At 36.1% G+C, this 23,457-nt stretch carries 24 protein-coding genes; 20 read left to right on the top strand and 4 right to left on the bottom strand.

The window, feature by feature from the left end; all coding sequences use genetic code 11:
• The first annotated feature begins 391 nt into the window (after window positions 1-391).
• The 4 genes from HXV90_RS20870 to HXV90_RS20855 all read left to right on the top strand — a co-directional run bounded on the left by HXV90_RS20870 (window position 392) and on the right by HXV90_RS20855 (window position 3,357).
• Window positions 392-1,186 (top strand): helix-turn-helix transcriptional regulator, encoded by a 795-nt coding sequence (locus HXV90_RS20870; protein WP_048394255.1) that lies wholly within the window; start codon window positions 392-394, stop codon window positions 1,184-1,186.
• Between the two features lie 176 nt (window positions 1,187-1,362).
• Window positions 1,363-2,124 carry a membrane protein insertase YidC gene (gene yidC / locus HXV90_RS20865; protein ID WP_004232011.1) on the top strand — a complete coding sequence of 254 codons (762 nt, stop codon included), beginning with the start codon at window positions 1,363-1,365 and terminating at the stop codon, window positions 2,122-2,124.
• A gap of 55 nt (window positions 2,125-2,179) precedes the next feature.
• Entirely contained in the window at window positions 2,180-2,428 is a 249-nt protein-coding gene (locus tag HXV90_RS20860) for a hypothetical protein (RefSeq protein WP_048394257.1), read from the top strand.
• Between the two features lie 149 nt (window positions 2,429-2,577).
• Window positions 2,578-3,357, top strand: coding sequence for a M15 family metallopeptidase (locus HXV90_RS20855; RefSeq protein WP_054549595.1), 780 nt, complete (start codon window positions 2,578-2,580; stop codon window positions 3,355-3,357).
• Window positions 3,358-3,406: 49 nt separating this feature from the next.
• Here HXV90_RS20855 and cls read toward each other — a convergent pair whose 3' ends face one another.
• Complete coding sequence (gene cls, locus HXV90_RS20850; RefSeq protein WP_103119112.1) at window positions 3,407-4,864, bottom strand: cardiolipin synthase; 1,458 nt, start codon at window positions 4,862-4,864, stop codon at window positions 3,407-3,409.
• Window positions 4,865-5,050: 186 nt separating this feature from the next.
• Window positions 5,051-6,211 (bottom strand): MFS transporter, encoded by a 1,161-nt coding sequence (locus HXV90_RS20845; protein ID WP_048394263.1) that lies wholly within the window; start codon window positions 6,209-6,211, stop codon window positions 5,051-5,053.
• Between the two features lie 368 nt (window positions 6,212-6,579).
• On the opposite strand from HXV90_RS20845, the gene HXV90_RS20840 reads away from it, so the two are divergent.
• Window positions 6,580-6,717 (top strand): Lmo0850 family protein, encoded by a 138-nt coding sequence (locus tag HXV90_RS20840; protein WP_004232019.1) that lies wholly within the window; start codon window positions 6,580-6,582, stop codon window positions 6,715-6,717.
• Between the two features lie 57 nt (window positions 6,718-6,774).
• Here HXV90_RS20840 and HXV90_RS20835 read toward each other — a convergent pair whose 3' ends face one another.
• Window positions 6,775-7,962, bottom strand: coding sequence for an FtsW/RodA/SpoVE family cell cycle protein (locus HXV90_RS20835; protein ID WP_036079404.1), 1,188 nt, complete (start codon window positions 7,960-7,962; stop codon window positions 6,775-6,777).
• 353 nt (window positions 7,963-8,315) lie between these two features.
• On the opposite strand from HXV90_RS20835, the gene HXV90_RS20830 reads away from it, so the two are divergent.
• From HXV90_RS20830 to HXV90_RS20795, 8 genes are all read left to right on the top strand, one after another.
• Window positions 8,316-9,068: a hypothetical protein gene (locus HXV90_RS20830; RefSeq protein ID WP_048394266.1), complete on the top strand. Its 753-nt coding sequence runs from the start codon at window positions 8,316-8,318 to the stop codon at window positions 9,066-9,068.
• 223 nt (window positions 9,069-9,291) lie between these two features.
• Window positions 9,292-10,371 (top strand): D-alanine--D-alanine ligase, encoded by a 1,080-nt coding sequence (locus HXV90_RS20825; protein ID WP_269897925.1) that lies wholly within the window; start codon window positions 9,292-9,294, stop codon window positions 10,369-10,371.
• 11 nt (window positions 10,372-10,382) lie between these two features.
• A complete protein-coding gene (locus HXV90_RS20820) occupies window positions 10,383-11,750 on the top strand; it encodes a UDP-N-acetylmuramoyl-tripeptide--D-alanyl-D-alanine ligase (RefSeq protein ID WP_269897924.1) in 1,368 nt (455 codons plus the stop codon).
• Between the two features lie 75 nt (window positions 11,751-11,825).
• A complete protein-coding gene (locus HXV90_RS20815; RefSeq protein ID WP_269897923.1) occupies window positions 11,826-12,518 on the top strand; it encodes an alpha/beta hydrolase in 693 nt (230 codons plus the stop codon).
• 352 nt (window positions 12,519-12,870) lie between these two features.
• Complete coding sequence (locus tag HXV90_RS20810; protein ID WP_054549592.1) at window positions 12,871-14,394, top strand: degradosome RNA helicase CshA; 1,524 nt, start codon at window positions 12,871-12,873, stop codon at window positions 14,392-14,394.
• Window positions 14,395-14,530: 136 nt separating this feature from the next.
• On the top strand, window positions 14,531-15,010 hold the full coding sequence (locus HXV90_RS20805) for a PH domain-containing protein (RefSeq protein WP_004232029.1): 480 nt from the start codon (window positions 14,531-14,533) through the stop codon (window positions 15,008-15,010).
• Entirely contained in the window at window positions 15,003-16,469 is a 1,467-nt protein-coding gene (locus tag HXV90_RS20800) for a PH domain-containing protein (protein ID WP_269899054.1), read from the top strand. Before HXV90_RS20805 ends, HXV90_RS20800 begins: the two co-directional genes overlap by 8 nt.
• Window positions 16,470-16,580: 111 nt before the next feature.
• Window positions 16,581-17,156, top strand: coding sequence for a GNAT family N-acetyltransferase (locus HXV90_RS20795; protein ID WP_054549589.1), 576 nt, complete (start codon window positions 16,581-16,583; stop codon window positions 17,154-17,156).
• A gap of 60 nt (window positions 17,157-17,216) precedes the next feature.
• Here HXV90_RS20795 and HXV90_RS20790 read toward each other — a convergent pair whose 3' ends face one another.
• A complete protein-coding gene (locus HXV90_RS20790; protein WP_048394279.1) occupies window positions 17,217-17,840 on the bottom strand; it encodes a rhomboid family intramembrane serine protease in 624 nt (207 codons plus the stop codon).
• Window positions 17,841-17,905: 65 nt separating this feature from the next.
• Here HXV90_RS20790 and acpS point away from each other — a divergent pair, with 65 nt between their 5' ends.
• The 7 genes from acpS to HXV90_RS20755 all read left to right on the top strand — a co-directional run bounded on the left by acpS (window position 17,906) and on the right by HXV90_RS20755 (window position 23,434).
• A complete protein-coding gene (acpS, locus tag HXV90_RS20785; RefSeq protein ID WP_048394281.1) occupies window positions 17,906-18,259 on the top strand; it encodes a holo-ACP synthase in 354 nt (117 codons plus the stop codon).
• Window positions 18,260-18,383: 124 nt separating this feature from the next.
• Window positions 18,384-19,442, top strand: coding sequence for a LolA family protein (locus HXV90_RS20780; RefSeq protein ID WP_048394283.1), 1,059 nt, complete (start codon window positions 18,384-18,386; stop codon window positions 19,440-19,442).
• A gap of 178 nt (window positions 19,443-19,620) precedes the next feature.
• Window positions 19,621-20,742: an alanine racemase gene (gene alr, locus HXV90_RS20775; protein WP_269897922.1), complete on the top strand. Its 1,122-nt coding sequence runs from the start codon at window positions 19,621-19,623 to the stop codon at window positions 20,740-20,742.
• A 301-nt stretch (window positions 20,743-21,043) separates the two neighbouring features.
• Complete coding sequence (locus HXV90_RS20770; RefSeq protein ID WP_004232053.1) at window positions 21,044-21,307, top strand: hypothetical protein; 264 nt, start codon at window positions 21,044-21,046, stop codon at window positions 21,305-21,307.
• A 4-nt stretch (window positions 21,308-21,311) separates the two neighbouring features.
• The gene (locus tag HXV90_RS20765) at window positions 21,312-21,662 is read left to right on the top strand and encodes a type II toxin-antitoxin system PemK/MazF family toxin (protein WP_004232054.1); all 351 of its coding nucleotides are present in this window, start codon (window positions 21,312-21,314) and stop codon (window positions 21,660-21,662) included.
• A 361-nt stretch (window positions 21,663-22,023) separates the two neighbouring features.
• A complete protein-coding gene (locus HXV90_RS20760; RefSeq protein ID WP_048394287.1) occupies window positions 22,024-22,425 on the top strand; it encodes an anti-sigma regulatory factor in 402 nt (133 codons plus the stop codon).
• A 58-nt stretch (window positions 22,426-22,483) separates the two neighbouring features.
• Complete coding sequence (locus HXV90_RS20755; RefSeq protein ID WP_048394289.1) at window positions 22,484-23,434, top strand: PP2C family protein-serine/threonine phosphatase; 951 nt, start codon at window positions 22,484-22,486, stop codon at window positions 23,432-23,434.
• Window positions 23,435-23,457 lie beyond the last annotated feature (23 nt).

The raw sequence follows: 23,457 nt of genomic DNA, 5'->3' as shown, positions 1-23,457 counted from the left end.
ATTAGAATGATGTAAGTTGTTTTGTATAATTTGTAAATAAATTTATAAAATGACTAATTTATTTTGATATGTATATGGTAAAATTTAATTGTTAGGAATAAGTTTACGAGGTTTCTACTATGCATATGTGATAAATTAGAACTAGAGTAGCAATTAAAATGTGGTTGAAAGGAAATCGCAGAATATGGTAAAATTCACTGTATAGTCTATTTTTTTTATATCTGGTGTTTTAGTAGGGTTATTTTTGATTTATTTGTTAATAAAATTTGTGAAATAGGACTCAGTTCTTATATTGAATAAGTAAATACTATTTTCTTATTTTTAATTCGTCGGGATTGGTGTCAAATATTGTCATGCAATTCGTGCACTCTGAGGAAAGATGGGGAAGATTATGCAACTACATCAACATTCTATGTCAGAAACGATATCCAAAAGATACTTCCAAGAAATCGATAATATTAATCAATATATCGGTGTCGAAGAATTTTTTAATATTGAGTCGAAATTAATTTTTGAAATTTACCATTTAGAATCTGCAAAAGCGAAAAAATCTTTGCATGAGTTAATTGATATTCTCTCAATTCGTTTTGGCAAACAGGTCATTAAAATCGTTCGAAGTTATTTTTCTGTTTTGTCATCAATTGTTGCTCGTAAATTGCTGGACAATCAAGTACCTTCGAAAAAAGCATTTGCTTTCAATATTGCTTGTAACGATATGATAGAAAATCAAATGAAAGACGCAGAGTTTTTACAATTTGCTGATGATTTAATTGATTTCTTTGTTTACTTTATTGCAGATCGCAAACAACCGACTTTCCGACATCAAACTGTTAACAAAGTGATAATGTATATAAATGACGAGCTTGAAAATGATTTAACTGTTGAAAGTATAGCAAATAACTTTCATATAAGTACTAGTCACTTATCACGTATTTTTAGAGAACATGTGGGCATTACATTGGTTGAGTATTTAAATGTTAGACGTGTAGAAGAATCACAATACTACTTACGACATACAAACAAAAGTATTACTTCTATCTCAGATCAATTCCATTTCTGTAATCAAAGTTATTTTACTCGTATTTTCAAAAAATATACTGGAGTTACGCCAAAACATTTTAGAGACGAGCTTCATCATGAATTTTATCGTTTTGAAATGGCAGAAGCTGAATTACAAAATGTGTAGATTTTGAGCATAGAAAATGAGAAGGTGCGAACATATTAGCGTTGCTAAAGCTCGCATCTTTTTTGATGAATCATCTGAGGAACCAGCTTAAGGAATAAGTAGCACTTGCTATTTGATAAAGAGAGACCCTATAAGGTATACTTCACAGTAGTTGATAAATAATAGTAGGTGGAAAAATGAAAAATTTGAAGCTATTTTCAATGCTTGGTATTGCCGTTTTTGTTCTTAGTGGCTGTCAAGCTGTGCAAAACAAAGAAGGTTTTTTCTATAGTATCTTTGTAAAACCTATGGAATTTTTATTGGAGTTTTTCGGGAATGATATCTTTTCAGGGAGCTATGGTTTAGCAATCATTGCGATTACTGTTCTAATTCGTTTAGTATTAATGCCGATTATGCTAAAAAACTATCGTCAACAGCAATTAATGAAAACGAAGATGGATGCTTTTAAACCTGAAATGGAAGCCGTTCAGAAAAAAATGAAGGAAGCTAAGACAAAAGAAGAGCAAACGCAATATCAACAAGAAATGATGGCTCTATATCAAAAGCATGGCATTAATCCACTTAATATGGGTTGTTTACCGATGTTAATTCAAATGCCGATTATTATGGGTCTGTATTTCTCGATCTTGTATTCTGCCGATGTTAAATCCCATGAGTTTTTATGGTTTAGCTTAGGTTCACCTGATATCGTAATGACTATTGTTGCAGGGATTGTTTACCTAATCCAGGCTCGTGTATCTTTATGGACGGTACCTGAGCAACAAAAAGCGCAGATGAAAATGTTTATTTATATTTCACCAATTATGATTGTCTTTATCTCCATGTCTTCTATGGCAGCACTGCCTTTGTATTGGTCTGTCAGTGGTGCATTGTTGATTATTCAAACATATATTGGGCGTAAATATTATTCGGAACATCCTGAGAAAGCAAAAAAATAAATTGATTGATGTCGAGGCGCCTTTGCTGCCTCGATTTTTTTAGGAGGACAGCAAGATGAACAAAAAATGGCTATCATCTATTCTTGTCGCAATTTTTAGTATTGCAGCACTTGTATTTATTATTATGGGGAAATTTAATTTTGCCGTACTTGCAATGACGATCATGTTTGCCCTATCAAATGGGTTTAGAGCAAAAAGCTTTAAAGAGCAAGGTTATGTAAAAGAAGCAAAATGGATGCAGTATATGGCAGTTTTTTTCGCAATTGCATCTATAGTAGTATTTGTCATCGTTCTAACAGATTAATTGAATATTTACGTAGGAAATTTACACCTGAAAATGTGAACAGTGCTAAAATAAGATTATAACTAGTAATACAATAAAATAGGTATTTTCAAGGTGAAATGCTTTAAATATCCTTTTAGATACCTGATATTTTAAAAGGGGTATAAAGAGTGAAAAACAATCGTCTTCCGCTTATCGTTGGTGCTTTCATATCTATCGCGTTAATTGTAGCAATTTTTGTAGTCTATAACTATAAAAATAATCAAGTAAATAGTGCATCTGATGAGCAGCCAAAAACAACAGAAACAAACAAAACAACTGAACAAGATTCTACTGCAACAGAGAAACTAGACAATACTGAAACTCCTGCAAAGCCAGAGCAACAACCAGACGAAAATGGGTATCTTCCAAATCAAACATTACCTACGGAACCAACCTATATCAATGGTATTCTGTTAGCTAATAAAATTTATCCGCTTCCATCTACCTTTGCACCTGAAGAAAATCCAGAAGCACGAGAAGCGTTAAATCAAATGTTAGCAGCTGCCAAGCAGCAAGGATTTGATTTAGTTGCATTTAGTGGCTATCGATCTTTTGAATATCAAACAACCCTTTATGATAACTATGTTAAGCGTGATGGACAGGCAGCGGCAGATCGATATAGTGCTCGTCCTGGCTACTCAGAACATCAAACAGGCTTAGCGTTTGATATAGGAGAGCGTGGAAAAGAAGATGTGTGGCTGACAGAAGAGTTTGGGGAAACTCCAGCAGGGCAATGGCTATTTGCACATGCCCAGGAGTACGGCTTTATTTTGCGTTTCCCTCAAAACAAAGAAGAGATAACAGGTTATATGTATGAGTCATGGCACTATCGTTATGTGGGCAAAGAGATTGCAAAAGAGATAACAAAGAAAAACATTACGTTGGAAGAATATTTAGGCGTAAAATAATAAAAGGAAGAGAAGCCATTCTGTGAACAGGCTCTCTTCCTTTTTATTTTTATAAAATGGGTGTTAATAGACGGGAAATAGATTCTTTAAATTTAATCAGTGTTGAACGGTTTTTATACATTTCCCATGTTAATTCCGTACAATCAAAAATATCCTTCTCAAACAGTTCTGCCAATTGGTGCGATATATTTGCATCATATATGAAGGCATTGACTTCAAAATTTAGACTAAAACTTCGTACATCAATATTCGCTGTTCCGACAGAGGAAGCCTCGTCATCAATAATAATAGCTTTAGCATGGATAAAGCCCTTTTCATAGATGTAGACTTTGGCTCCAGCACGTAATAATTGACCCACATAAGAATAAGTAGCCCAATATACAAACATATGATCAGGCTTATTAGGAATCATTATGCGTACATCGATGCCTGACAAGGTGGCAATTTTAATGGCGTCTAAAAAACTAACATCTGGGATGAAATATGGTGTTTGAATATAAATATATTTTTGAGCCATATTAATAAGCTTTAAGTAACCGATCTTTATTTGCTCCCAGTCTGAGTCTGGTCCACTTGAAACAATCTGTAAACCCACATCACCTTTTTGTGGGATGGCAGGGAAGTAACGATCAGAGTACCCCATTTTTTGTTGTGCACTAGCTTGGTTCCAGTCGAGTAAAAAGCGTGTTTGCAAAGGATGTACGGCACTACCCTCAATACGTAAGTGTGTATCTCGCCAATAACCAAACTTTTTTTGTAAACCTAAATACTCGTCACCGACGTTAAAACCACCAATATAGCCAATTCGACCATCAATGACAACGATTTTTCGGTGATTTCTAAAATTTAAACGAGGGTTAAGAAGTGGCAAAATGGATGGGAAGAAAACTTCTACTTCACCACCAGCATGCAGCAACTCTTTAAAATGGCGTCTTTTAACATTACGTGATCCCATTTCATCATAGAGAAGACGCACCTTAACACCTTGCTTTGCTTTTTTTATCAATGCATTGACGATACGTGTACCTAAGTCATCAAGTCTAAAAATATAATACTGGATGTGAATGTGATCTTTAGCTGCTTCAATGTCTTTAAGGAGCTGCTCAAACTTATCGGCACCATCATCAAAAATATCCAGATGGTTGTCCTGTGTTAACACCGCATTGTTTGTTCTGAGGTGCATATAAATCATCTCTTGATAATTTTCTGCATTAGCAATACGAAACTCAAACGTTTCATCTCGAATCGCTTCCATCTGATAGGTAATCAGATTATCAATCCCAATATCCTTGCGTCCTTCCCAACGGAATAGGTGCTTTCTTCGTAATTGTCTTCCAAGTAATAAGTACAAAATAAATCCAGCTAATGGCAGGAAAAATAACACGAGGATCCATGCCCATGTAGAGGTAGCATCTTTACGTTCTAAGAAAATGATGGTCATGGCTAATAAAATATTAAAAAACAAAGTTAAAGGAACTAAATATTCTATATCTGTAAAAATGCTCATTCCTACACCTGCCTTTGTATTGTTAATAACATACTTAGTATAGCCTACTTCAAATGCGGAAAGAAGATATGAAATGGCTAGATAGCATGGAAAAGGATTATCCCTTTGATATATAGGAATAATCCGCATGGTTTAATTAGTAATTCTCTAATAGTTAGAAATTCATAAAATGCAACCTACTATATTTTACGGAAGACGTAATGATTTACGGGATGCCTTATATATAAAGATTAGGCTTATAGAAAGAATGGCTATTGCAGCCGAAATATAATAACCAAGACTTGCTTGTACGGTAAATAACCATGTAAAAAAGAGTGGACCAAGAATACGTCCTAAGTTATCCATTGAATAGGACAGTCCAGCGGCAGTTCCATATTGTCCTCCAGATTCTTTAGAGGAGAGTGATACAACACATGTTCTTGCAAGTGCATTACCTGCTGTAAAGACACAAAGGGCAAGCCCAGCGATAAAAAGATTAGCTGTCAATGTAAATAAAAGCATGCCGATAGCAGTTACAATTTGTGCACCGATTAACCATGTCGTTTCACTGCCATTTTTTATGCGTCGAACGACCCCTCCTTGAATAGCAGCATCGACAAATCCACTAAACATGAACAAGTAACCAATTTGTAATGGTGTAATGTGAATTTTTTCGATTTGAAATAGCTGAAATGTAGCCTCTACGCCAGCTAGCATAAAAGTTACTAAAAAAGAAAACATAAATAGATAGCGCACACGGAATTGTAACATTGTTGCAGCACCCTTTGGCACTATAGCACGTTTATTTGAATCTTTTCGTTTTTTAGGTTCTTTTAGGACGAAACTTGCATAAATAAATAATAGTGCAATTAATGATGCTGATGCAGTAAACGGTAACTGCAAGCTATAATGGCCTAGCATTCCCCCGATTGCTGGACCAAAAATAAACCCAAGACCAATGGACATGCCCATAAAGCCCATATACTTATTGCGATCCTCTTCACTAGATATATCGGCGATAAATCCTGTTACTGCTGTATATAATGCACCTGAAAATAAACCACCAATAATACGTGAAACATACAATATAGCTAGGTTATCTATAAATAGTGAAAAAATAACAAAACTAAGGCTAAAGCCAATTAGACCAGTAAGGATTAGTTGTTTTCGCCCTACCTTATCTGATAGCATCCCCCATAACGGTGCTGTGAAAAAACTTGCAAGTGAATAAACGGTCAATAAACCACCCACGTGGAGATCATGCCAATTTTGCTGCACAATTACCTCTGGTAAGACGGGAATAATAATGCCGAACCCTAGATAAACGAGGAATTGAACAGACATCAATAGTAAAATAGCCTTTTTCATACAGTTCCCTGCTTTCATACGATATTTCAATATGTATATTCTACCTCTCTTGTTCTTGCGATTACAACAATAGGGGAAGGGAAGCTTGAATAAAGTGGAACAATTTAGTAAAGAAAGAAATGAAGCATTTTAGATTTTTTAAATCTATGTTCTGATTTTTGAATAAAATGTAGCCATTTTGGGTAATTTAAATATGTTTGATGGAAAAGTTTGATGATGTGAAAAATTTACAATGTAACAAAATTGAAAAATTTTAAAGGGAAGTTAAATGGTATGATAAATTTGTCAGACATCATACTCGTAGAAAAATGAAACTTTTTCGTAAATAAAACGTTATATAAAATCGAGGAAAGATTGAGGTGGAATGTATGACAAAAGAAGTAGATTTGAAAAAGATTGTTTCGAATTTATCTAAGTTGGGTGTAACAGCCACTGTAACAAAGTCTCGACTAGAACTTTTAAAAGTGCTAACACCACCAACGCAAACTCCGCAAGTTCAAGCTTAACTCGTTTCCAATAGAAAAAGGGAGGTCTCAATACGCGAGACTTCCCTTTTTCTATATTTATTCATCTTCATCATGTGTGGTAAACATATATGTTCGATAATGGAATCGCATACTAAAGACTAGCCCAATCGCTAAAGCATTCCCCATAAGTGAACTTCCTCCGTAGCTAATGAACGGAAGTGGAATACCTGTGATAGGTAATAATTGAATAGTCATACCAATATTTTCGAAAACGTGGAAGGTAATCATAGCAATAATCCCAGCACATACATAGGTCGAGAAGGGATCTTTCAGTAATAGGGTTGTCTTTGTTAAATGATAAATTAATAAGAAGAAAATACAAATAACAATACTAGCGCCAATAAAGCCCCATTCCTCGCCGATAACTGTAAAAATGAAATCGGTATGGTTTTCAGCTACATATACTTCACGATTTCTAAATCCCTTACCAAAAATTTCACCTGATCCAATGGCATTTAAAGAGGTAATTAAATGATAGCCATCACTGGATGAATAGGAATAGGGGTCTAGCCAAGAATAAATACGAGCAAATTGATAGGCCTTAAAACCAAATGTTTTTTCTAGAAAGTCCTGCATATAGAGTGCCATCCACAGTAGGGTACCGCCTGCTACCATGCCACCTAAAAATGTTGGTAGAATGATTTTCCAAGAAATCCCTGCTACAATGATAAGTGCTGCCGTAATGGCAAAGAATACAAGTGCTGAGCCTAGGTCAGGCTGCTTTAAAATAATAGCTAATGGTACGATTAAGGTGATAGCGATTTTACCTAGTAGCAAAAAGTCTGTTTTAATTGATCGTAATGAATAAATTTCATGGTGCTTACTAATTAATCGAGCTAGTGCTAAAATGTAAAAAGTTTTCATAAACTCAGAAGGCTGAATATTTCCAATCGGCGTATGATACCAACTTTTAGCACCATTAACGGGTGCACCGATTTGACCTTCTCCTTCTGGCATAAAAATAAGCAGTACCAGTAAGGCAATCCCTGCTCCATACATATACCATGACATTTTTTTATATTGATCTGGCTCAAAAAACATGACTATACCAATAATTACTGCACCAATCACATACCATTGCATTTGTTTTGGTACGTAGTTAATGCCATATTGTCCTGAAGTTTGGGCAGATGCAATAGCTAACAAACTAATGACTAGAAAAGTGAAGAGTATAAATGCAAGTGTCCAGTCAAAACGATTTGCGAAATTTCGTTTATTTTCCATAAAAGCCACCTAAAATTAAAATAGTATCTCAATATGAGTAAATGTGATGCGATTCTCCCTATTTCGTTTATAATTGGTCAAAGAAGAAAGCAAATTAATAACCAGCAGTGGTGTGAAAATAGCTCATATCTATTGATAAGCTTGCAATTTGCTTTGAATATTGTCAATGGAATTTTAAGCAAATACTTGAACTCATTGAGTAATCTAAACTTTATATGCAAATGCATGTTTAACATTCCTAATTATAACGCAAAAATTACTTTTATGCCTGCGTATATAGTAGTGACGACAATTAACATAAAATGTTTCAAAAAAATCATGTTTAGTCTTATAATGTAGTGAAGAATGGGGTGATGGTTGTGGCTAAAAAATTAAAGTCAGCTGATGATTTTATGTATCATATTTATGTTCATATGAATGATGTCGATAAATTTGTTATATTTAGCGGGTTAAAATTCTCGCAATTTGTGGCTGCACTTGAACCACTACATCACTTACTGTTATTAAAACATTCCTATGAAGACGGTTCTTTTAATATGCATACACAATTTGAATATGTATTAGAAGAAGATGTTCCTCGTTTTGTGAAAAAATCTGCTGAATCTAAAGAATTATGCTGGGTAGATTTTATGGACGAGAAGAGGCTAGATCATTTAACACCGATGGAACAAGGAGAATTGCTGTACATAAGTCACAAGAAAGAACCAATTACGTCAGCATTTTTTAATAAATTACAAAATAGATTCGTCTATTATTCTTCAGACTTAGAGAAAATGACTAAAATTTATTTTCGTCATTTAAGTGATTCGGATTTATTGGTTGCCAATGTTTTTAATAGTTTAATTCGTGAAAAGGAACGCAGCACTGGATTTTGGCGTCGAAAAGTAAAAGCGAGTATTCCCGCTATATCACCAGATTTTTTACGTTCTTACCGATCCTTTGCGAAAGATGGAGCGTTACTATCTTTGTATCGGATTGAGAAACCAAAAGTAGCGTATGGAATAGAAGTTCGCAATCTGTCTGAATATTCTTTTCCTGACGAAGTTTGGGATGACTTAAATACGATTTTAAAAACAGAGCATGATGAATTAATCTATATTATTTAAACTTCATGGTGACGCAATCAAAGAACTAAGATGTTGGTAGACAATATTTATGTTGCATTATTCCTGTACAATTTAATAGCAGGAAGTATTGATGCTGGGGCATAATCGAAGAAATGTACACGCAAAATCTCACCGTTAAAAATACGGTGAGATTTTTATGTCATTTGTCAAGACGTTTCATGATAAACTAATAGTACTCAAGAAGTATGTGGAGGGCACAAAAATGAAAAAAAGAATCGGTTTATTATACGGCGGAAAGTCAGCGGAGCACGAAGTGTCGTTATCGACAGCACGTGCAGTCACAGGAGCTTTGAATTTCGAGGAGTATGAAGTATATCCGATTTTCATTACAACTGACGGGGAATGGCGCCGTGGAGAGCGTTTAGAAAAACCCGTCAGTGCAATAGAAGAACTACAATTTGGTGATAATACTACAATTTTAGAAAATAATATCACTGATTTTTTGCTTGATAAAAATGGCAATGAGGTAAAGTTTGATGTCATTTTCCCATTGTTACATGGTACGAATGGTGAGGATGGAACAGTGCAAGGTTTACTTGAGGTTCTAAATTTACCGTATGTAGGAAATGGTGTATTGGCATCCTCTGCTGGAATGGATAAAGTGGTAATGAAGCAATTATTTGAAATTGCTGGATTACCTCAAGTGCCCTATACGTATTTTATTCGTAGTGAGTGGAAGAATGAGCAACACGCAATCATTGAACGCTGTGAAAATAACCTGAATTGGCCAATGTTTGTGAAGCCTGCAAACTTAGGGTCAAGTGTTGGGATTAGCAAGGCAACAGATCGCGAGCAATTGGTAAAAGCAATTGAGGTTGCTTTACAATATGATCGTAAAATCGTTGTTGAACAGGGAATTGTCGCTCGTGAAGTTGAACTAGCGGTGTTAGGAAATGACTATCCTGAAGTATCAGAGCCAGGAGAAATTAAACCCGTTACTGATTTTTATGATTATGATTCTAAATATAAGGACGGTTCTACAGCACTTATTATTCCAGCTGAGCTTCCAGTAGAAACTGTGGCAAGCTTAAAAGAACTGGCAAAGCGTGCATTTAAGGCTATAGATGGTAGCGGCTTAGTTCGTGCGGACTTTTTTGTAACAACTGAAAATAACGTTTACATTAATGAAGTAAACACAATGCCAGGTTTTACGCCTGTAAGTATGTATCCATTATTATGGCAGCATACAGATGTGAGTTATCCAGAGCTGATTGACCGTTTAATTACCCTAGCAATTGAACGCTATGAAGAAAAACAACAGCTCCACTATAAAAAAGACTGAGTGGGATTATCGTGAAAAAAACTTTAAAACAATTAGCTGCATGGTTAAATGAGGATATGGCGGCTTTGGGTGACACTGTTGTGTCAGGAATTTCTATTGATACAAGAACAATTCAACAAGGAGACCTATTTGTTCCATTTCGTGGTGAGCATACAAATGGGCATAAGTTTGTAATGCAGGCATTTGAGAAAGGTGCCGGAGCTTCTCTTTGGCAAAAGGATGAGCCGAATCCACCAGAAGGTTACCCGTTGTTGTTTGTGGATGATCCAGAATTAGCTTTGCAAGAAATGGCTAGAGCATATCGTAATGAACATAAAGCAAAATTTATAGGCATTACAGGTTCAAATGGTAAGACATCAACAAAGGATATTTTAGCGGGAACACTAGCTCCATTCTTTAAAGTACAAAAAACGATCGGGAACTTTAATAATCAATTGGGCTTGCCTATTACTATCTTACAGCTTGATGAAGATACAGATGTGGCTGTCCTTGAGATGGGCATGAGTGGATTTGGTGAAATTGAGTTTTTAACGAAGCTTGCTCGTCCACATATGACGGTTATTACCAACATTGGTGAGGCCCATATGCAGGATTTGGGGTCACGTGCAGGTATTGCAAAAGCTAAGTTTGAAATTATTCAAGGAATGCAAGAAGATGGTCTATTATTCTATGATGGTGATGAACCTTTGCTCAAGGAATTAGTGGCAAAAGAACAGCAATTACAGTCAGTGCCGTTCGGGTTAGAATCCAATAATCTTTTATACGCTGACAATATTCATGCTAACGCTGATGGCAGCCACTTCACTACACACGGTCTGATCGAGGGTGATTTCTTTATTTCAGTGCTTGGCAAGCATCAAGTAAAAAATACACTTGTGGCCATGTTAATTTCTCATAAGCTAGGTTTAAGCAATGAACAAATACGTACATCCTTAGAGCATGTCGTATTAACTGATATGAGGATGCAACAGGTACTAGGAACGAATGGCGCTCTATTTATCAATGATGCCTATAATGCAGCTCCAACCTCTGTAAAAGCTGCCATTCAATTTATGGCTACATCAACTATTCGACCTGAAAAATGGCTTGTGTTAGGAGATATGCTAGAGCTTGGACCAAATGAGCAACGTTTCCATGAGGGTCTGGTTGAGCATATTAATGAGGATGAAATTGATTATGTCTGTTTGTTTGGCCCTCGGATGCTATATCTTTACAAAATATTAAAAGAGCGCTTTGAGGCTGAACGTTTATTGTATACAGAAGATGATTATACGGCTATTATTGAAAAGCTAAAACAAGCGAATGAATCATCTATTGTTTTACTTAAAGGTTCACGTGGTATGAAATTAGAGACAATCTTAAAGGCATTTACGTCATAGTAGCAATGAATCGGTGAGAGAAACGCTCACCGATTTATTTGTGTAGGTTTATCTTTGTTAAATGAGGTGAAGAATTTGTTAGTAGGTGTGCTATGTATTCATGGATTTTCAGGTGGACCATATGAGGTGAAGCCATTCACAAGTTATTTACGTTCACATACAGATTGGATAATTGAAGAGCCAACATTGTCTGGACATGGTGAAGAATTACATATGAGTGGTTTTAAGGCGAAACACTGGTTAATGGATGCCGAATTAGCTTTCCGATCGTTGGCAAAAAAAGTTGACGAGGTAATCGTTGTTGGCTTTTCAATGGGAGGAATTATAGCGCTATATTTAGCTAAACGCTATAAAGTGAAAAAGCTTGTATTACTAAGTGCGGCTGCAAAGTATGTGAGCCCTAAACAGCTAGTCAAAGATTTTAAAATGTTAGCTACTGAAGCTTATCACCATAATTTAACTAATAACGAACTCTATCTACGGTACCATCAGAAGTTTAACAATGTGCCACTTGCCTCAACAGTAGAATTTATGAAGTTGGTAAGAATGGTGGAGCCGTATTATCGGCATATTCAAATTCCTGTATATATTGTGCAGGGGAAGTTGGATGGGATAGTGCCTTATCATACGGCTCAATTTCTTTTTGATGAATTAGCCTCTACAGACAAGGTTTTGTATTTTTCTGATAATGGCAAGCACCATATATTTTTTGAGGAAGATTGCTCTGAATGGTTTCCACAGGTTTTAATGTTTTTAAAAGGTAAATAAAGTAGTCAGATTATTACGACTCATGCGTTATCGTTGCATAGGATTTAAAGCCATGTTAGACTAGTGTAAGCAATGGATACATTTTGTGCGAAGACTCTTCATATTTGGTTGAAGAGTACTTTTTTTTGAACACAACGGTTTTATTCTAAAGTGAAAAATTACGACAGAATCGAACCGCTCGGTAAAGACCGGGCTTTCCTTTTCATATAAGAGAGCTCTATATGGACTATCATGTAGAGAAAATTTTTAAGTAACGGAAACGTTCCACTACACAGGCTCGAATTTGCCGACAACTTCATCTGAAAATGTAACCATTTGTCAACTTAAAAGGAAAAAAAGGAGATTGAGAAGTTTGACAAATTTTTCAGAATTAAATATTAGCGAATCTACATTACGCTCAGTAAAGCGTATGGGATTTGAAGAAGCAACACCAATCCAAGAAGGTACTATTCGTTTTGCGATTGAAGGCCGTGATGTATTAGGTCAAGCACAAACAGGTACTGGTAAAACTGCCGCTTTCGGGATTCCACTAATTGAAAAAATCGATCCAAAAAACCCTAATATTCAAGCATTAGTCATTGCTCCAACTCGTGAGTTAGCAATTCAAGTTTCAGAAGAGCTTTATAAAATTGGCTATGACAAACGCGTAAAATTATTATCAGTATACGGTGGTCAAGAAATAGGTCGTCAAATTCGTGCACTGAAAAATAGACCTCAAATCATTGTTGGTACGCCAGGTCGTATTATTGATCATATTAATCGTCGTACGTTAAAATTAGAAGATGTTCAAACATTAGTATTGGATGAAGCAGATGAAATGTTAAACATGGGCTTTATTGATGATATTAATTCAATCTTAGAAAACGTACCTTCTGAGCGCCAAACATTACTGTTCTCAGCAACAATGCCACCAGCAATCCGTAAAATTGCAGAAACATTTATGCGTGATCCAGAGATTGTAAAAATTAAAGCTAAAGAACTAACTGTTGATAACATTGATCAATATTTTGTTAAGTCTGCTGAACGTGAAAAATTCGATATTTTATCTCGTTTATTAAATGTACACCAACCAGAGCTTGCAATTATTTTTGGTCGTACAAAACGTCGTGTAGATGAGCTTGCACAGGCACTATCTATTCGTGGTTATTTAGCTGAAGGTATTCATGGTGATTTAAGCCAAGCGAAGCGTATCTCAGTATTACGTCAGTTTAAAGAAAATAAAATCGATATCCTTGTTGCGACTGATGTAGCCGCTCGTGGACTTGATATTTCTGGTGTAACACATGTTTATAACTTTGATATTCCTCAAGATCCTGAATCATATGTTCACCGTATTGGACGTACAGGTCGTGCAGGTAAATCAGGTCTTGCCGTAACATTTGTAACACCTCGTGAAATGGGTTACTTACGTATTGTAGAAGAAACTACGAAAAAACGTATGACACCTCTTCGCCCACCAACAACGGACGAAGCATTAGAAGGTCAACAACGCTTAGCTGTTGAAACACTGGAAGGTCTTATTGCTAATAACAATTTAGGTGATTACCGTACACTTGCAGCAGAATTATTAGACAATCATGATGCTGTTGATGTTGTTGCAGCTGCTCTGCGTTCATTAACGAGAGAGCCAGACGATACACCAGTAACAATCACAGAAGAACGTCCATTACCAATGCGTCGTGAACGTTCTAGCAATAACCGTGGTGGCGGTGATCGTGGCCGTGGTAACCGTAGCTTTGGCGGCGGACGTCGTGACAATGCTCGCAGTGGAGAGCGTCGCAGTAGCAGTAGCCGTCGAGAGGGTGGACGCCGTGAAGGCGGACGTCGTGAAGGTGGACAAGGTCGTTCTCGTTCTCCAAGACGTCACGAAGGATAATTTTAGACGAAATACACTTAATTTTTTATAGTAAACCTTACAGTCATGATGGCTGTAAGGTTTTTTTTCGGCTATAGTTGAAACAAAAAGGTGAGTGAATTCGTATACACCTAATGAAGAAAGAGGGGGAACGACAATGAGAGCACAACCGATTCATCAAATTTCTCGTAAAGGGCTAACAGTGTGGCGTTTATATGGAGTCATACAAACATTGGTGCTGTTAGTTGTAGCAGGACTTGTAAGCTATGGTACTTATTATTTTGAATGGCCTTCATTTATTTACTTCATAGCATGTGCAATTGTTTTACTAAGTGCGATATTATCTATTTTTATTTTCCCGAAAATAAGATGGGAAAGATGGCGCTATGAAGTTCGAGAGCATGAAATCGAAGTACAACATGGTTTATTTGTTGTGAAACGCACATTAATTCCAATGGTACGTGTGCAACATGTTGATACAACACAAGGGCCGATATTAAAAAAATACGACTTAGGTAATATCTCTATTTCTACAGCTGCAACTGTACATACGATTCCTGCACTTGTTATGGATGAAGCAGACGTACTGCGTGCGCGTATTTCTGATTTAGCAAGGGTGGCTGAAGATGATGTCTAAGGAAATTAATCGTTTACACCCAGTGTCTGCAATTATAACGAGTGTAAAAGCATTGAAAAGTATGATATTACCAATTGCCATTATTATCATAAGTAACGGCTTTAATTTTTCTTTGAATTTTCGTAGTGATCATTTTTTTGAAACCATTTTACTTTTCGGTGTATGGGGAGTAGCAGCACTTCTTGCGCTCGTGGGAGGAATCATAAAATGGCGGACATTTGTTTACTGGTTTGAAGATGGGGAGTTGCGTGTGACATATGGATTATTTGTTAAAAAGAAACGTTATATCCCTTTTGAACGTATTCAAAGTTTGAATTACAATGAAGGTGTTTTTCATCGTATTTTTGGTTTAGTGAAAGTTCAGGTGGAGACTGCTGGTAGTAAAGGGGGAAAACCTGAGGTTGAGCTGACAGCCATTCGCAAAGCAGCAGCAGATGTTATTGAATTAGAAATGCGACATGCTAAAAACGAAGCAGTTCAACAACAGAATCAAATGCAGGTTGTAGAGGAAGCTATACCAACTCCGATGATTTACCATATGTCCATGCGAGATTTACTAGTATTAGCAACAACATCTGGTGGAATTGGTGTTGTGTTATCAGGTCTTGCAGCCGTTGCTTCACAATTTTCCGACATTATTCCTTATGAAACTGTATTTCATGAGTTAGCTGATTTCGTGAAAATCGGCGCATTTTTAGTGGCATTGACGGTGATGGTTGTTTTAATTGTTGCTTGGATTGTATCAGTGGTTATCACACTGATAAATTATTATGATTATACTGTCCGCATTGAGGAAGAAAAGTTGATTATCACAAAGGGACTGTTAGAAAAGAAGCGTATTACTTTGCCGTTGAATCGAATTCAGGCAATTCGTATTGTGGAAAATCCAATACGTCAGTTAACAGGTTATGCTACAGTGGTTGTTGAAAGTGCTGGTGGTAATGGTGAAAATGGAAATGATAAAAAAATTACGCTATTTCCACTTATTAAGAAGCCGGATTGTATGCAAACATTAGAACAGCTTTTCCCAGAAATGAATTGGCAGCCTACATTTACTCGCTCACCAAAAAGGGCAAGACCATTTTTTTATCGCATTGATTTTTTCTGGCTAGTTCCGATTATCGGTGCATCTATCTATTTCTTTTATCCATACGGGCTATTGTCGTTGCTGTTAATTCCATTAACAATGTTACTTGGTATTTGGCAACATAAAACAGCAGGCTATCAAATAGATGGCAAGCAACTGGCTATGCAGTATCGAGTGTTTAGTCGAATTACGTTAATCATGGAGAAGAAGCGAATTCAATCTATTGAAAGTACACAATCATACTTTCAAAAAAGAAAGAATGTTATGTCTGTAAAAGCAACCGTCATGTCAGGAGCAACTGGTACAACGGGGAGTGTTTCCAGCTTAGAGCAACAAGATGCCGAGACGATCTTAACATGGTACGAACATTAATGAACTAAAAAGCTAATCCTTTCAATTTTATGGAAGGATTAGCTTTTTTAACTATAAATAAATAGAGATGCTGTTTATAATAAAATAAATAGAACAAAAGGGGTGGAGACATTGTTTAAATATGACATTAATGAAAGCGCTTATTTAAAGCTTTTGGATTTAAGTGATGTAGAAGAGTTATTCGCTTTAACTGACCGTTCAAGGGATACATTACGTGAATGGTTGCCCTTTGTAGATGATGTCAAAACAGTAAAGGATACTGAGCAATTCGTAAAAAATGCTATGCAACAATATGCTGATCACAATGGCATACAAGCAGGGATTTACTATGATGGAAAGCTTGCCGGTGTTATCGGCTATCACCAAATCAACTGGCAACATAAATGGACAAGTATTGGCTACTGGCTAGGGAATGAATTTGTAGGAAAGGGGCTCGTTACGAATTCCATGAAAGCATTGATTGATTTTGCCTTTAATTATTTAAAGTTAAATCGTATAGAAGTGCGTGTTGCAGTTGGTAATATTCGTAGTCGTACAATCCCAAAGGTATTGGGCTTTCATGAAGAAGGGCGTTTAAGGGATGCTGAGTGGCTATATGATCACTACGTAGATCAGGTTGTTTATGGTTTAACAGCAACTGAATGGAAAAAAATAAAGATGTCAAATGAAGCTACAGTGGTTTTATAATGGAGGTCATTGTAAGGAAAGAGGAGCTGCTCTATAGGTGAGCAGCTCCTCTTTTTAATGTTATGGTCTACCAGCCATCTTTTGTTTGCGCCAGCTTAAAATTCTTTTTGGATGTAAATAGACAAGTCCAAGGATAAATCCGGTTACTAGACCGCCTAAATGAGCAAAGACATTCACATTTGGTTGGAGAAAGGTCATAATGACACTGATGACGATGATTGGTAAAATGAGCTTACGAAGCATGGGCATTGTACGTCGAGTATAGTAAACTAATGCCCCAAATGCACCAAAAATTCCAAAAATAGCCCCACTTGCACCAAGGCTGGCATAACTACTATCATAGAATATATAGGTTGCCATGTTGCCTACAATACCTGATACTAAATAAATTGTAATGAAACGTGCTTTCCCTGCGATTTTTTCTAGCTCTGGTCCAAAGAGATATAAGGAAAACATATTAAAAAATACATGCATAAAACCTGCATGTAAAAACATGGCAGAGAAAACACGCCACCATTCCCCACTTTGAATCAGGAAATTTGCTTGGATTCCGTAATTCCACAAGAGTGTTCCTATGCTGGGTATGAGAGACAATACATAAAGAGTAAGATTTATTGCTATTAAAGTTGAAACAACAGGGTAATACTTTGTATATTGCTTAAAATTTTCCGTTCTACTAAACATGGCTCCACCTCAATTTACAATTATTATACATGCCTTGTTGGAAATAGGTAAAGGAGAAGGTTCACATGATTAAGGGAATTGGCCTCGATATTGTAGAGATTGATCGTATTGCAAAGGCTATGAAACGAACAGATAAATTTAAAGACCGCATTTTAACGATAAATGAAAAAAAAATATTTGATGGTTATTCGGAAACTCGCAAAATAGAATTTTTAGCTGGGCGATTTGCTGCAAAAGAAGCATTTTCGAAGGCTCTGGGAACAGGGCTTGGGGAACAATGTAAGCTTCATGATTTGGAAGTGTTAAAAGGAGCAGCTGGCAATCCTGTTTTATATTTTAAGGATGAACTTGTCAATGGATTTGTTAGTATTACGCATTCTAAGCAATACGCAGCTGCTCAAGTAATCTTATTAGAATAGTACTTAACTTGTCTAAAAGGATTGCATGTAAATTTAAATATATTGCCCTTTCTTCAAATGACATAACTGACAAATACGGTTCATATATTGTCGTAGTGGATTTGAAAGAAGAAAGGGTGAAAGCGTGGGCAACCGTATAGTTAAATGGCTCGTCTTACTTTGTACGATATTACTTCTGTCGGCATGTGGTGCAGCCTCACAGGAAAAAGTGTTGAAGAAAGTGAATGGTAAATGGGCAGAGACGAATGGTTATGAATTAAATGCATCGATGGAAATTAAATCGGGTGGGGAACCTAGAAATTATGATGTAACAGTATGGCACACAAAACCTGATTTCTATCGAGTAGAAGTAGTTGAAAGTGGGAAAGATGTTTCTCAAATGATTGTACGTAATGCTGATGGTGTTTTTGTCGTAACACCGACATTAAACAAAATGTATAAATTCCAAAGTGATTGGCCAAAGAAAAATAGTCAGGCATACTTAATTGGAGCACTAGCAGAAGATTTAGCAGAAGATAAAAATCTTGTCATGAAAGAAGAAGAAAAAGCATATATATTTGAAGCGGCTACTAGAAATAGCTATAAGAACAGTATGCCACATCAGGTTATAACAGTAGATAAGAAAACTTTATTGCCAACCTCAGTAGTGATTATGAATGATGTGAAAGAAGAGCAAATCAAAATCACATTTAAGAAAATTAAGCTAGGTGTACAACATGCTGCAAAAGAGTATGCAGTTGAGCAATTCACTGATAAAGATAACACGAAAGGTGAACAAGCTACACCTGCCGAAAAAGAAGGGCAAGAAGATAATGAGGATAAGGAAGCTGTTGGAGCAGAAGTTGAATATCAAGAATTCCAAACACATTATCCTGTTGTAAATTGGGCACAATTAGCGAATGAAAAAGTTGTGCAGGAAAGTGGAATGGAACGAGTAATCTTAACATACGATGGTGAGAAGGCATTTACTGTTATGCAGCAACCAGTAATGAAGGAAAATTCAATGTTACCTGTATCGTCACCTGGTGATCCAGTTGATTTAGGCTATACAATTGGTGCTATTACAGATACATCAATTAGTTGGGAAAAAGATGGCGTTGAATTCTTTGTAGCATCAAGTAAATTAACGCGGGAAGAAATGATTGAAGTTGCTACATCTATGACGATAAGTAGTATGAAGTAACTTTTCTGGCTACAGCCTTCTGGAATACGGAGGCTGTAGCTTATTGATAATTAAAATGAACCTATAAAGTATAGGCTCATCCGAAAACCAAAACTTTGTGTGTACAAGCTAAATCGACATACTTTGCAATATGTATGTCCTACATAATGTTTTAATTAAAAATAAAGAGGGTATTCTTATGAAGACACAGCAGTTTTTTCGTCCAACAAAAGCAATAATAGACTTACAAGCAATTCAACAAAATGTAAAAAACTTAAAAGAATTTTTACGACCTAATGTCCAAATTATCGCTGTAGTAAAAGCAAATGCGTATGGTCATGGAGATGTAGCCGTTGCACGGGCAGCTCTTGAAGCTGGTGCCACAGTACTTGCAGTGGCAACGCCCGATGAGGCATTACATATTCGAGCACATTTTGAAGAACCAGACATATTAATATTAGGTGCATCTCCAGTTTCGTTTGCTCCTTATGCAGCGCAGCAACGTATTATACTTACGGCATTTGCCGATGATTGGATTCAGCAAGCTGCTTCTCTTTTAGTGGATGAAGCGCTTCCTTTACGACTTCATATAAAAATAGATAGCGGAATGGGTAGAATAGGTATTCGCTCAGAGCAGGAATTATTAGAGCTCTATCAAACAATACAGTCTACAGATCACATGGAGCTGGATGGAATATTTACACACTTTGCGACAGCTGATGAAGAGGATACGCTACATTTTGATCAACAGGTACAATTTTTTGAGAAATGTTTAGCTGTAATACCTAATAAGCCGCGACTTGTTCATGCATCTAATACAGCCGCCTCATTAGTAAAAGATCCGCATTTACAATATGATGCTGTTAGATTTGGTATTTCGATGTATGGATTATCACCTTCTTCATATGTGAAAAGTATATTACCTTTTCCCTTGTTACCAGCGTTCTCGCTTGAAAGTGAACTTGTTCATGTAAAGCAAATAAAATCAGGTGATCCAGTTGGCTATGGAGCTACATATGTTGCTCCGACAGATATGTGGATAGGAACAATTCCAATTGGCTATGCAGATGGCGTGATTCGCAAGTTAGGTGGACAAGAGGTTTTAATTGATGGACAAAGAATGCCGATTGTTGGACGAATTTGTATGGACCAATGTATGGTTGCCCTACCAAAAGCATATGATATAGGTGAGAAGGTAACACTCATTGGTCGACAAGGAAATACTGGAGTATCGATCGATGAATGGGCAACAAAGCTCGAAACAATTAATTATGAAATACCATGCATTATAACAACAAGAGTTCCTAGAATATATCTTTAGTTGTCTTTCATTAGAATAAGTCAAATCTCAATGTAATGTCATGAGCAATGTTCCAAGTTGAATTTGGTAAATAAATTAGCACTGGAGAACTTATTTCTTTTCCAAAACATAGTAATGGCTCATATTTGAAAACACATTGCAATAATAATTATTCAGCATATACCTTCGACAACCAACATATTTTTACAATTTGTACTTCAAATTGTCAGATATTTTGTCATTTCATGTCTTTTCAACAATATCTTTCAATGATAGAATGGGAAGTAATGAAAAGTGTATGGTTCCGTTGGAGGTGCTTGCTGTGTACGAGAAAAAGTTAAGAGAAGCTACAATTGCTGTTCAAGACAGACTATTTCTACAAACAAAGGAAGTAATTGAAGGTGAATCTTTTGTGCGTATTTTGGCGCGCAAAAATTTAATGCAGGAGCAACCAAATCAAATACGGGAAGCTATGATTAAAGGATATGTTGAAATGTCTCATATTAATTTAATGATTGCGAGCGAATGCTTGCATGCAGAGTATGAAGCACAACATATGGTGGAGCGTCTCGTTAGCGGGGGATGACACTTTGAATGTAAAACGTGGTGACGTTTTTTTTGCAGACTTATCACCGGTAATAGGTTCTGAACAAGGAGGCACTAGGCCGGTGCTGATTATTCAAAATGATATTGGCAATCGATTTAGTCCGACTGTCATCATCGCAGCTATCACTGCACAGATTCAAAAGGCAAAGTTACCGACACACGTTGAAATCAATGCTGAAAAGTATGGTTTTGAACGTGATTCGGTTATTTTGCTAGAACAAGTGCGGACAATTGATAAGTCAAGATTGACGGATCGTATTACGCAACTGGATCATGCTGTGATGGAAAAAGTTGATGGTGCGTTGATGATTAGTTTAGGTCTAGTTAAATTTTGATATACATATGTGTATAGAAGCATCGAGATTATGATATCTCGATGCTTTTTTGTCTTATATCCTTGAAATGTCTTTACCATAATTTGAATTACGATAGATCTTGCTCAACGAACGATTTTGCTACGAAAGATGAAGTACCTGAAATAATTAAGCTAAGGTGTAATTGATAAATGTTACAAAAAGCTTTAAGATATACACAAGATTTTTAATAAAAATAGATTTTTGAAAAAATTCTTAAAAGGTATATGAAAATTTACATAGAATATTCCATTTATAGAGGCAATTCATTCATTTTAAATGATGGCAAGCAGTTTGAATAAAAGTGTAAGAGTATAACTCCAAAGGAAATGGAGGGACAGCAGTGACATATAGGTCTTCGGTTGAAATTATTACAGAGTGGGATATTGTTGCAGCTAGACAACTGGGGCGCAATGAAGCAAAAGCACTTGGATTTGGCACTGTTGATCAAGCCCGCATCACCACGGCAATTAGTGAATTAGCACGAAATATTTATTTATATGCAAGTATAGGTATCATAGCAATTGAAAGGGTTGAAGCAGATACTGAAAAGAAAATAGTTGTTGTTGCAACAGATCAAGGGCCTGGTATTAAAGATGTTCGTAAAGTAATGGAGGATGGTTATTCTACCTCGGGGGGGCTAGGTGCTGGTTTGCCAGGTGTTAAACGATTGATGGATAGTTTAGATATTCAATCTGTCGTTGGAGAGGGAACAACGATAAGAGCGGAAAAATGGTTGCGTTAGGACGTGAAGAAAACTGAAACAATTAGAAGCTCAGTATAAAAAAATATTAGCAGATTATATGGTCAACCAAACAGAAAGAAATTTATATATCGCTCAGAACTTCACACGTCAGTTAATTCAAAAAAATATCTCTCCCGAGGATGTTATTAGCATTCATAAAAATGCTGTAGAACAAATATTTCCGAATCAAATGAACGAATCACAGCCTGCTTATGATTTTTTGATTGAAGTAATGGTGCATTATGGAATGGCACATAGAGAGCATCAAAGTTTACTTCAAAAGCAAGCTGAATATGAAATGGAAATGAAAATAGCGACAAACATCCAAAAAACATTGTTGAAAACTTATGTGCCGAATATGCAAAATATTGATATAGGTATGATTTCAGTACCTATTCGAAAAATGAACGGCGATTATGTACATTTTTTTCATGATGGAGAAGAATATTTAAGTGTGGCTGTGACAGATGTTGTCGGTAAAGGAGTTCCTGCTGCTTTATGTATGTCGATGGTGAAATATGGACTTGAAACATTGGTATATGCATATAAAGATCCCTCATATGTTTTAGAAGTTATTAATAGGGTAATAGAAAAAGGTGTGGATGACAGTATGTTTGTTTCGATGTTTTATGGCTGCTTAGATGTAGAGCAAAACATTTTTTCTTATGCTTCGGCAGGCCATGAACCAGCTTTACATTATAGTGCAAAGAACGATCAGTTCTTTACCTTAGAGGCTAAAGGTTTACTATTGGGTGTATTGTCTGAAACAAACTATACGTTTCATGAAATTGTGTTAGAAGAGAATGATTTGATTATTATGATGACCGACGGTGTGACAGAATTTAGAGTGAAAGAAGAATTAAATTCGCGAGAGGTAATCACAACTTTAATAAAAGAAAATAGACATTTATCTGCCCAGCAATTGTGTCAGCTCCTTTATAAGGAAATAGAGAGAGTGCAAAATTTTAAACTATTTGATGATTTTACTGTAGTTATTTTAAAAAAATAGGTTTAAGTTTAAATTGAACAGGG

This window comes from Lysinibacillus sp. JK80 (genome assembly GCF_027557635.1).
GTDB lineage: Bacteria > Bacillota > Bacilli > Bacillales_A > Planococcaceae > Lysinibacillus > Lysinibacillus capsici.
Note: the sequence above shows the minus strand (reverse complement) of the source record. Positions and strands in the feature narration are given on the sequence as shown.

Excerpts from the sequence above, each read along its gene's own strand:
- HXV90_RS20825 (WP_269897925.1), top strand. The coding sequence starts at position 9,292 with ATGAAAAAAAGAATCGGTTTATTATACGGCGGAAAGTCAGCGGAGCAC.
- HXV90_RS20790 (WP_048394279.1), bottom strand. The coding sequence starts at position 17,840 with ATGTTTAGTAGAACGGAAAATTTTAAGCAATATACAAAGTATTACCCT.
- HXV90_RS20805 (WP_004232029.1), top strand. The coding sequence starts at position 14,531 with ATGAGAGCACAACCGATTCATCAAATTTCTCGTAAAGGGCTAACAGTG.
- HXV90_RS20835 (WP_036079404.1), bottom strand. The coding sequence starts at position 7,962 with ATGGAAAATAAACGAAATTTCGCAAATCGTTTTGACTGGACACTTGCA.
- HXV90_RS20860 (WP_048394257.1), top strand. The coding sequence starts at position 2,180 with ATGAACAAAAAATGGCTATCATCTATTCTTGTCGCAATTTTTAGTATT.
- HXV90_RS20755 (WP_048394289.1), top strand. The coding sequence starts at position 22,484 with ATGGTCAACCAAACAGAAAGAAATTTATATATCGCTCAGAACTTCACA.
- alr (WP_269897922.1), top strand. The coding sequence starts at position 19,621 with ATGAAGACACAGCAGTTTTTTCGTCCAACAAAAGCAATAATAGACTTA.
- cls (WP_103119112.1), bottom strand. The coding sequence starts at position 4,864 with ATGAGCATTTTTACAGATATAGAATATTTAGTTCCTTTAACTTTGTTT.
- HXV90_RS20870 (WP_048394255.1), top strand. The coding sequence starts at position 392 with ATGCAACTACATCAACATTCTATGTCAGAAACGATATCCAAAAGATAC.
- acpS (WP_048394281.1), top strand. The coding sequence starts at position 17,906 with ATGATTAAGGGAATTGGCCTCGATATTGTAGAGATTGATCGTATTGCA.
- HXV90_RS20830 (WP_048394266.1), top strand. The coding sequence starts at position 8,316 with ATGGTTGTGGCTAAAAAATTAAAGTCAGCTGATGATTTTATGTATCAT.
- yidC (WP_004232011.1), top strand. The coding sequence starts at position 1,363 with ATGAAAAATTTGAAGCTATTTTCAATGCTTGGTATTGCCGTTTTTGTT.
- HXV90_RS20840 (WP_004232019.1), top strand. The coding sequence starts at position 6,580 with ATGACAAAAGAAGTAGATTTGAAAAAGATTGTTTCGAATTTATCTAAG.
- HXV90_RS20845 (WP_048394263.1), bottom strand. The coding sequence starts at position 6,211 with ATGAAAAAGGCTATTTTACTATTGATGTCTGTTCAATTCCTCGTTTAT.
- HXV90_RS20800 (WP_269899054.1), top strand. The coding sequence starts at position 15,003 with ATGTCTAAGGAAATTAATCGTTTACACCCAGTGTCTGCAATTATAACG.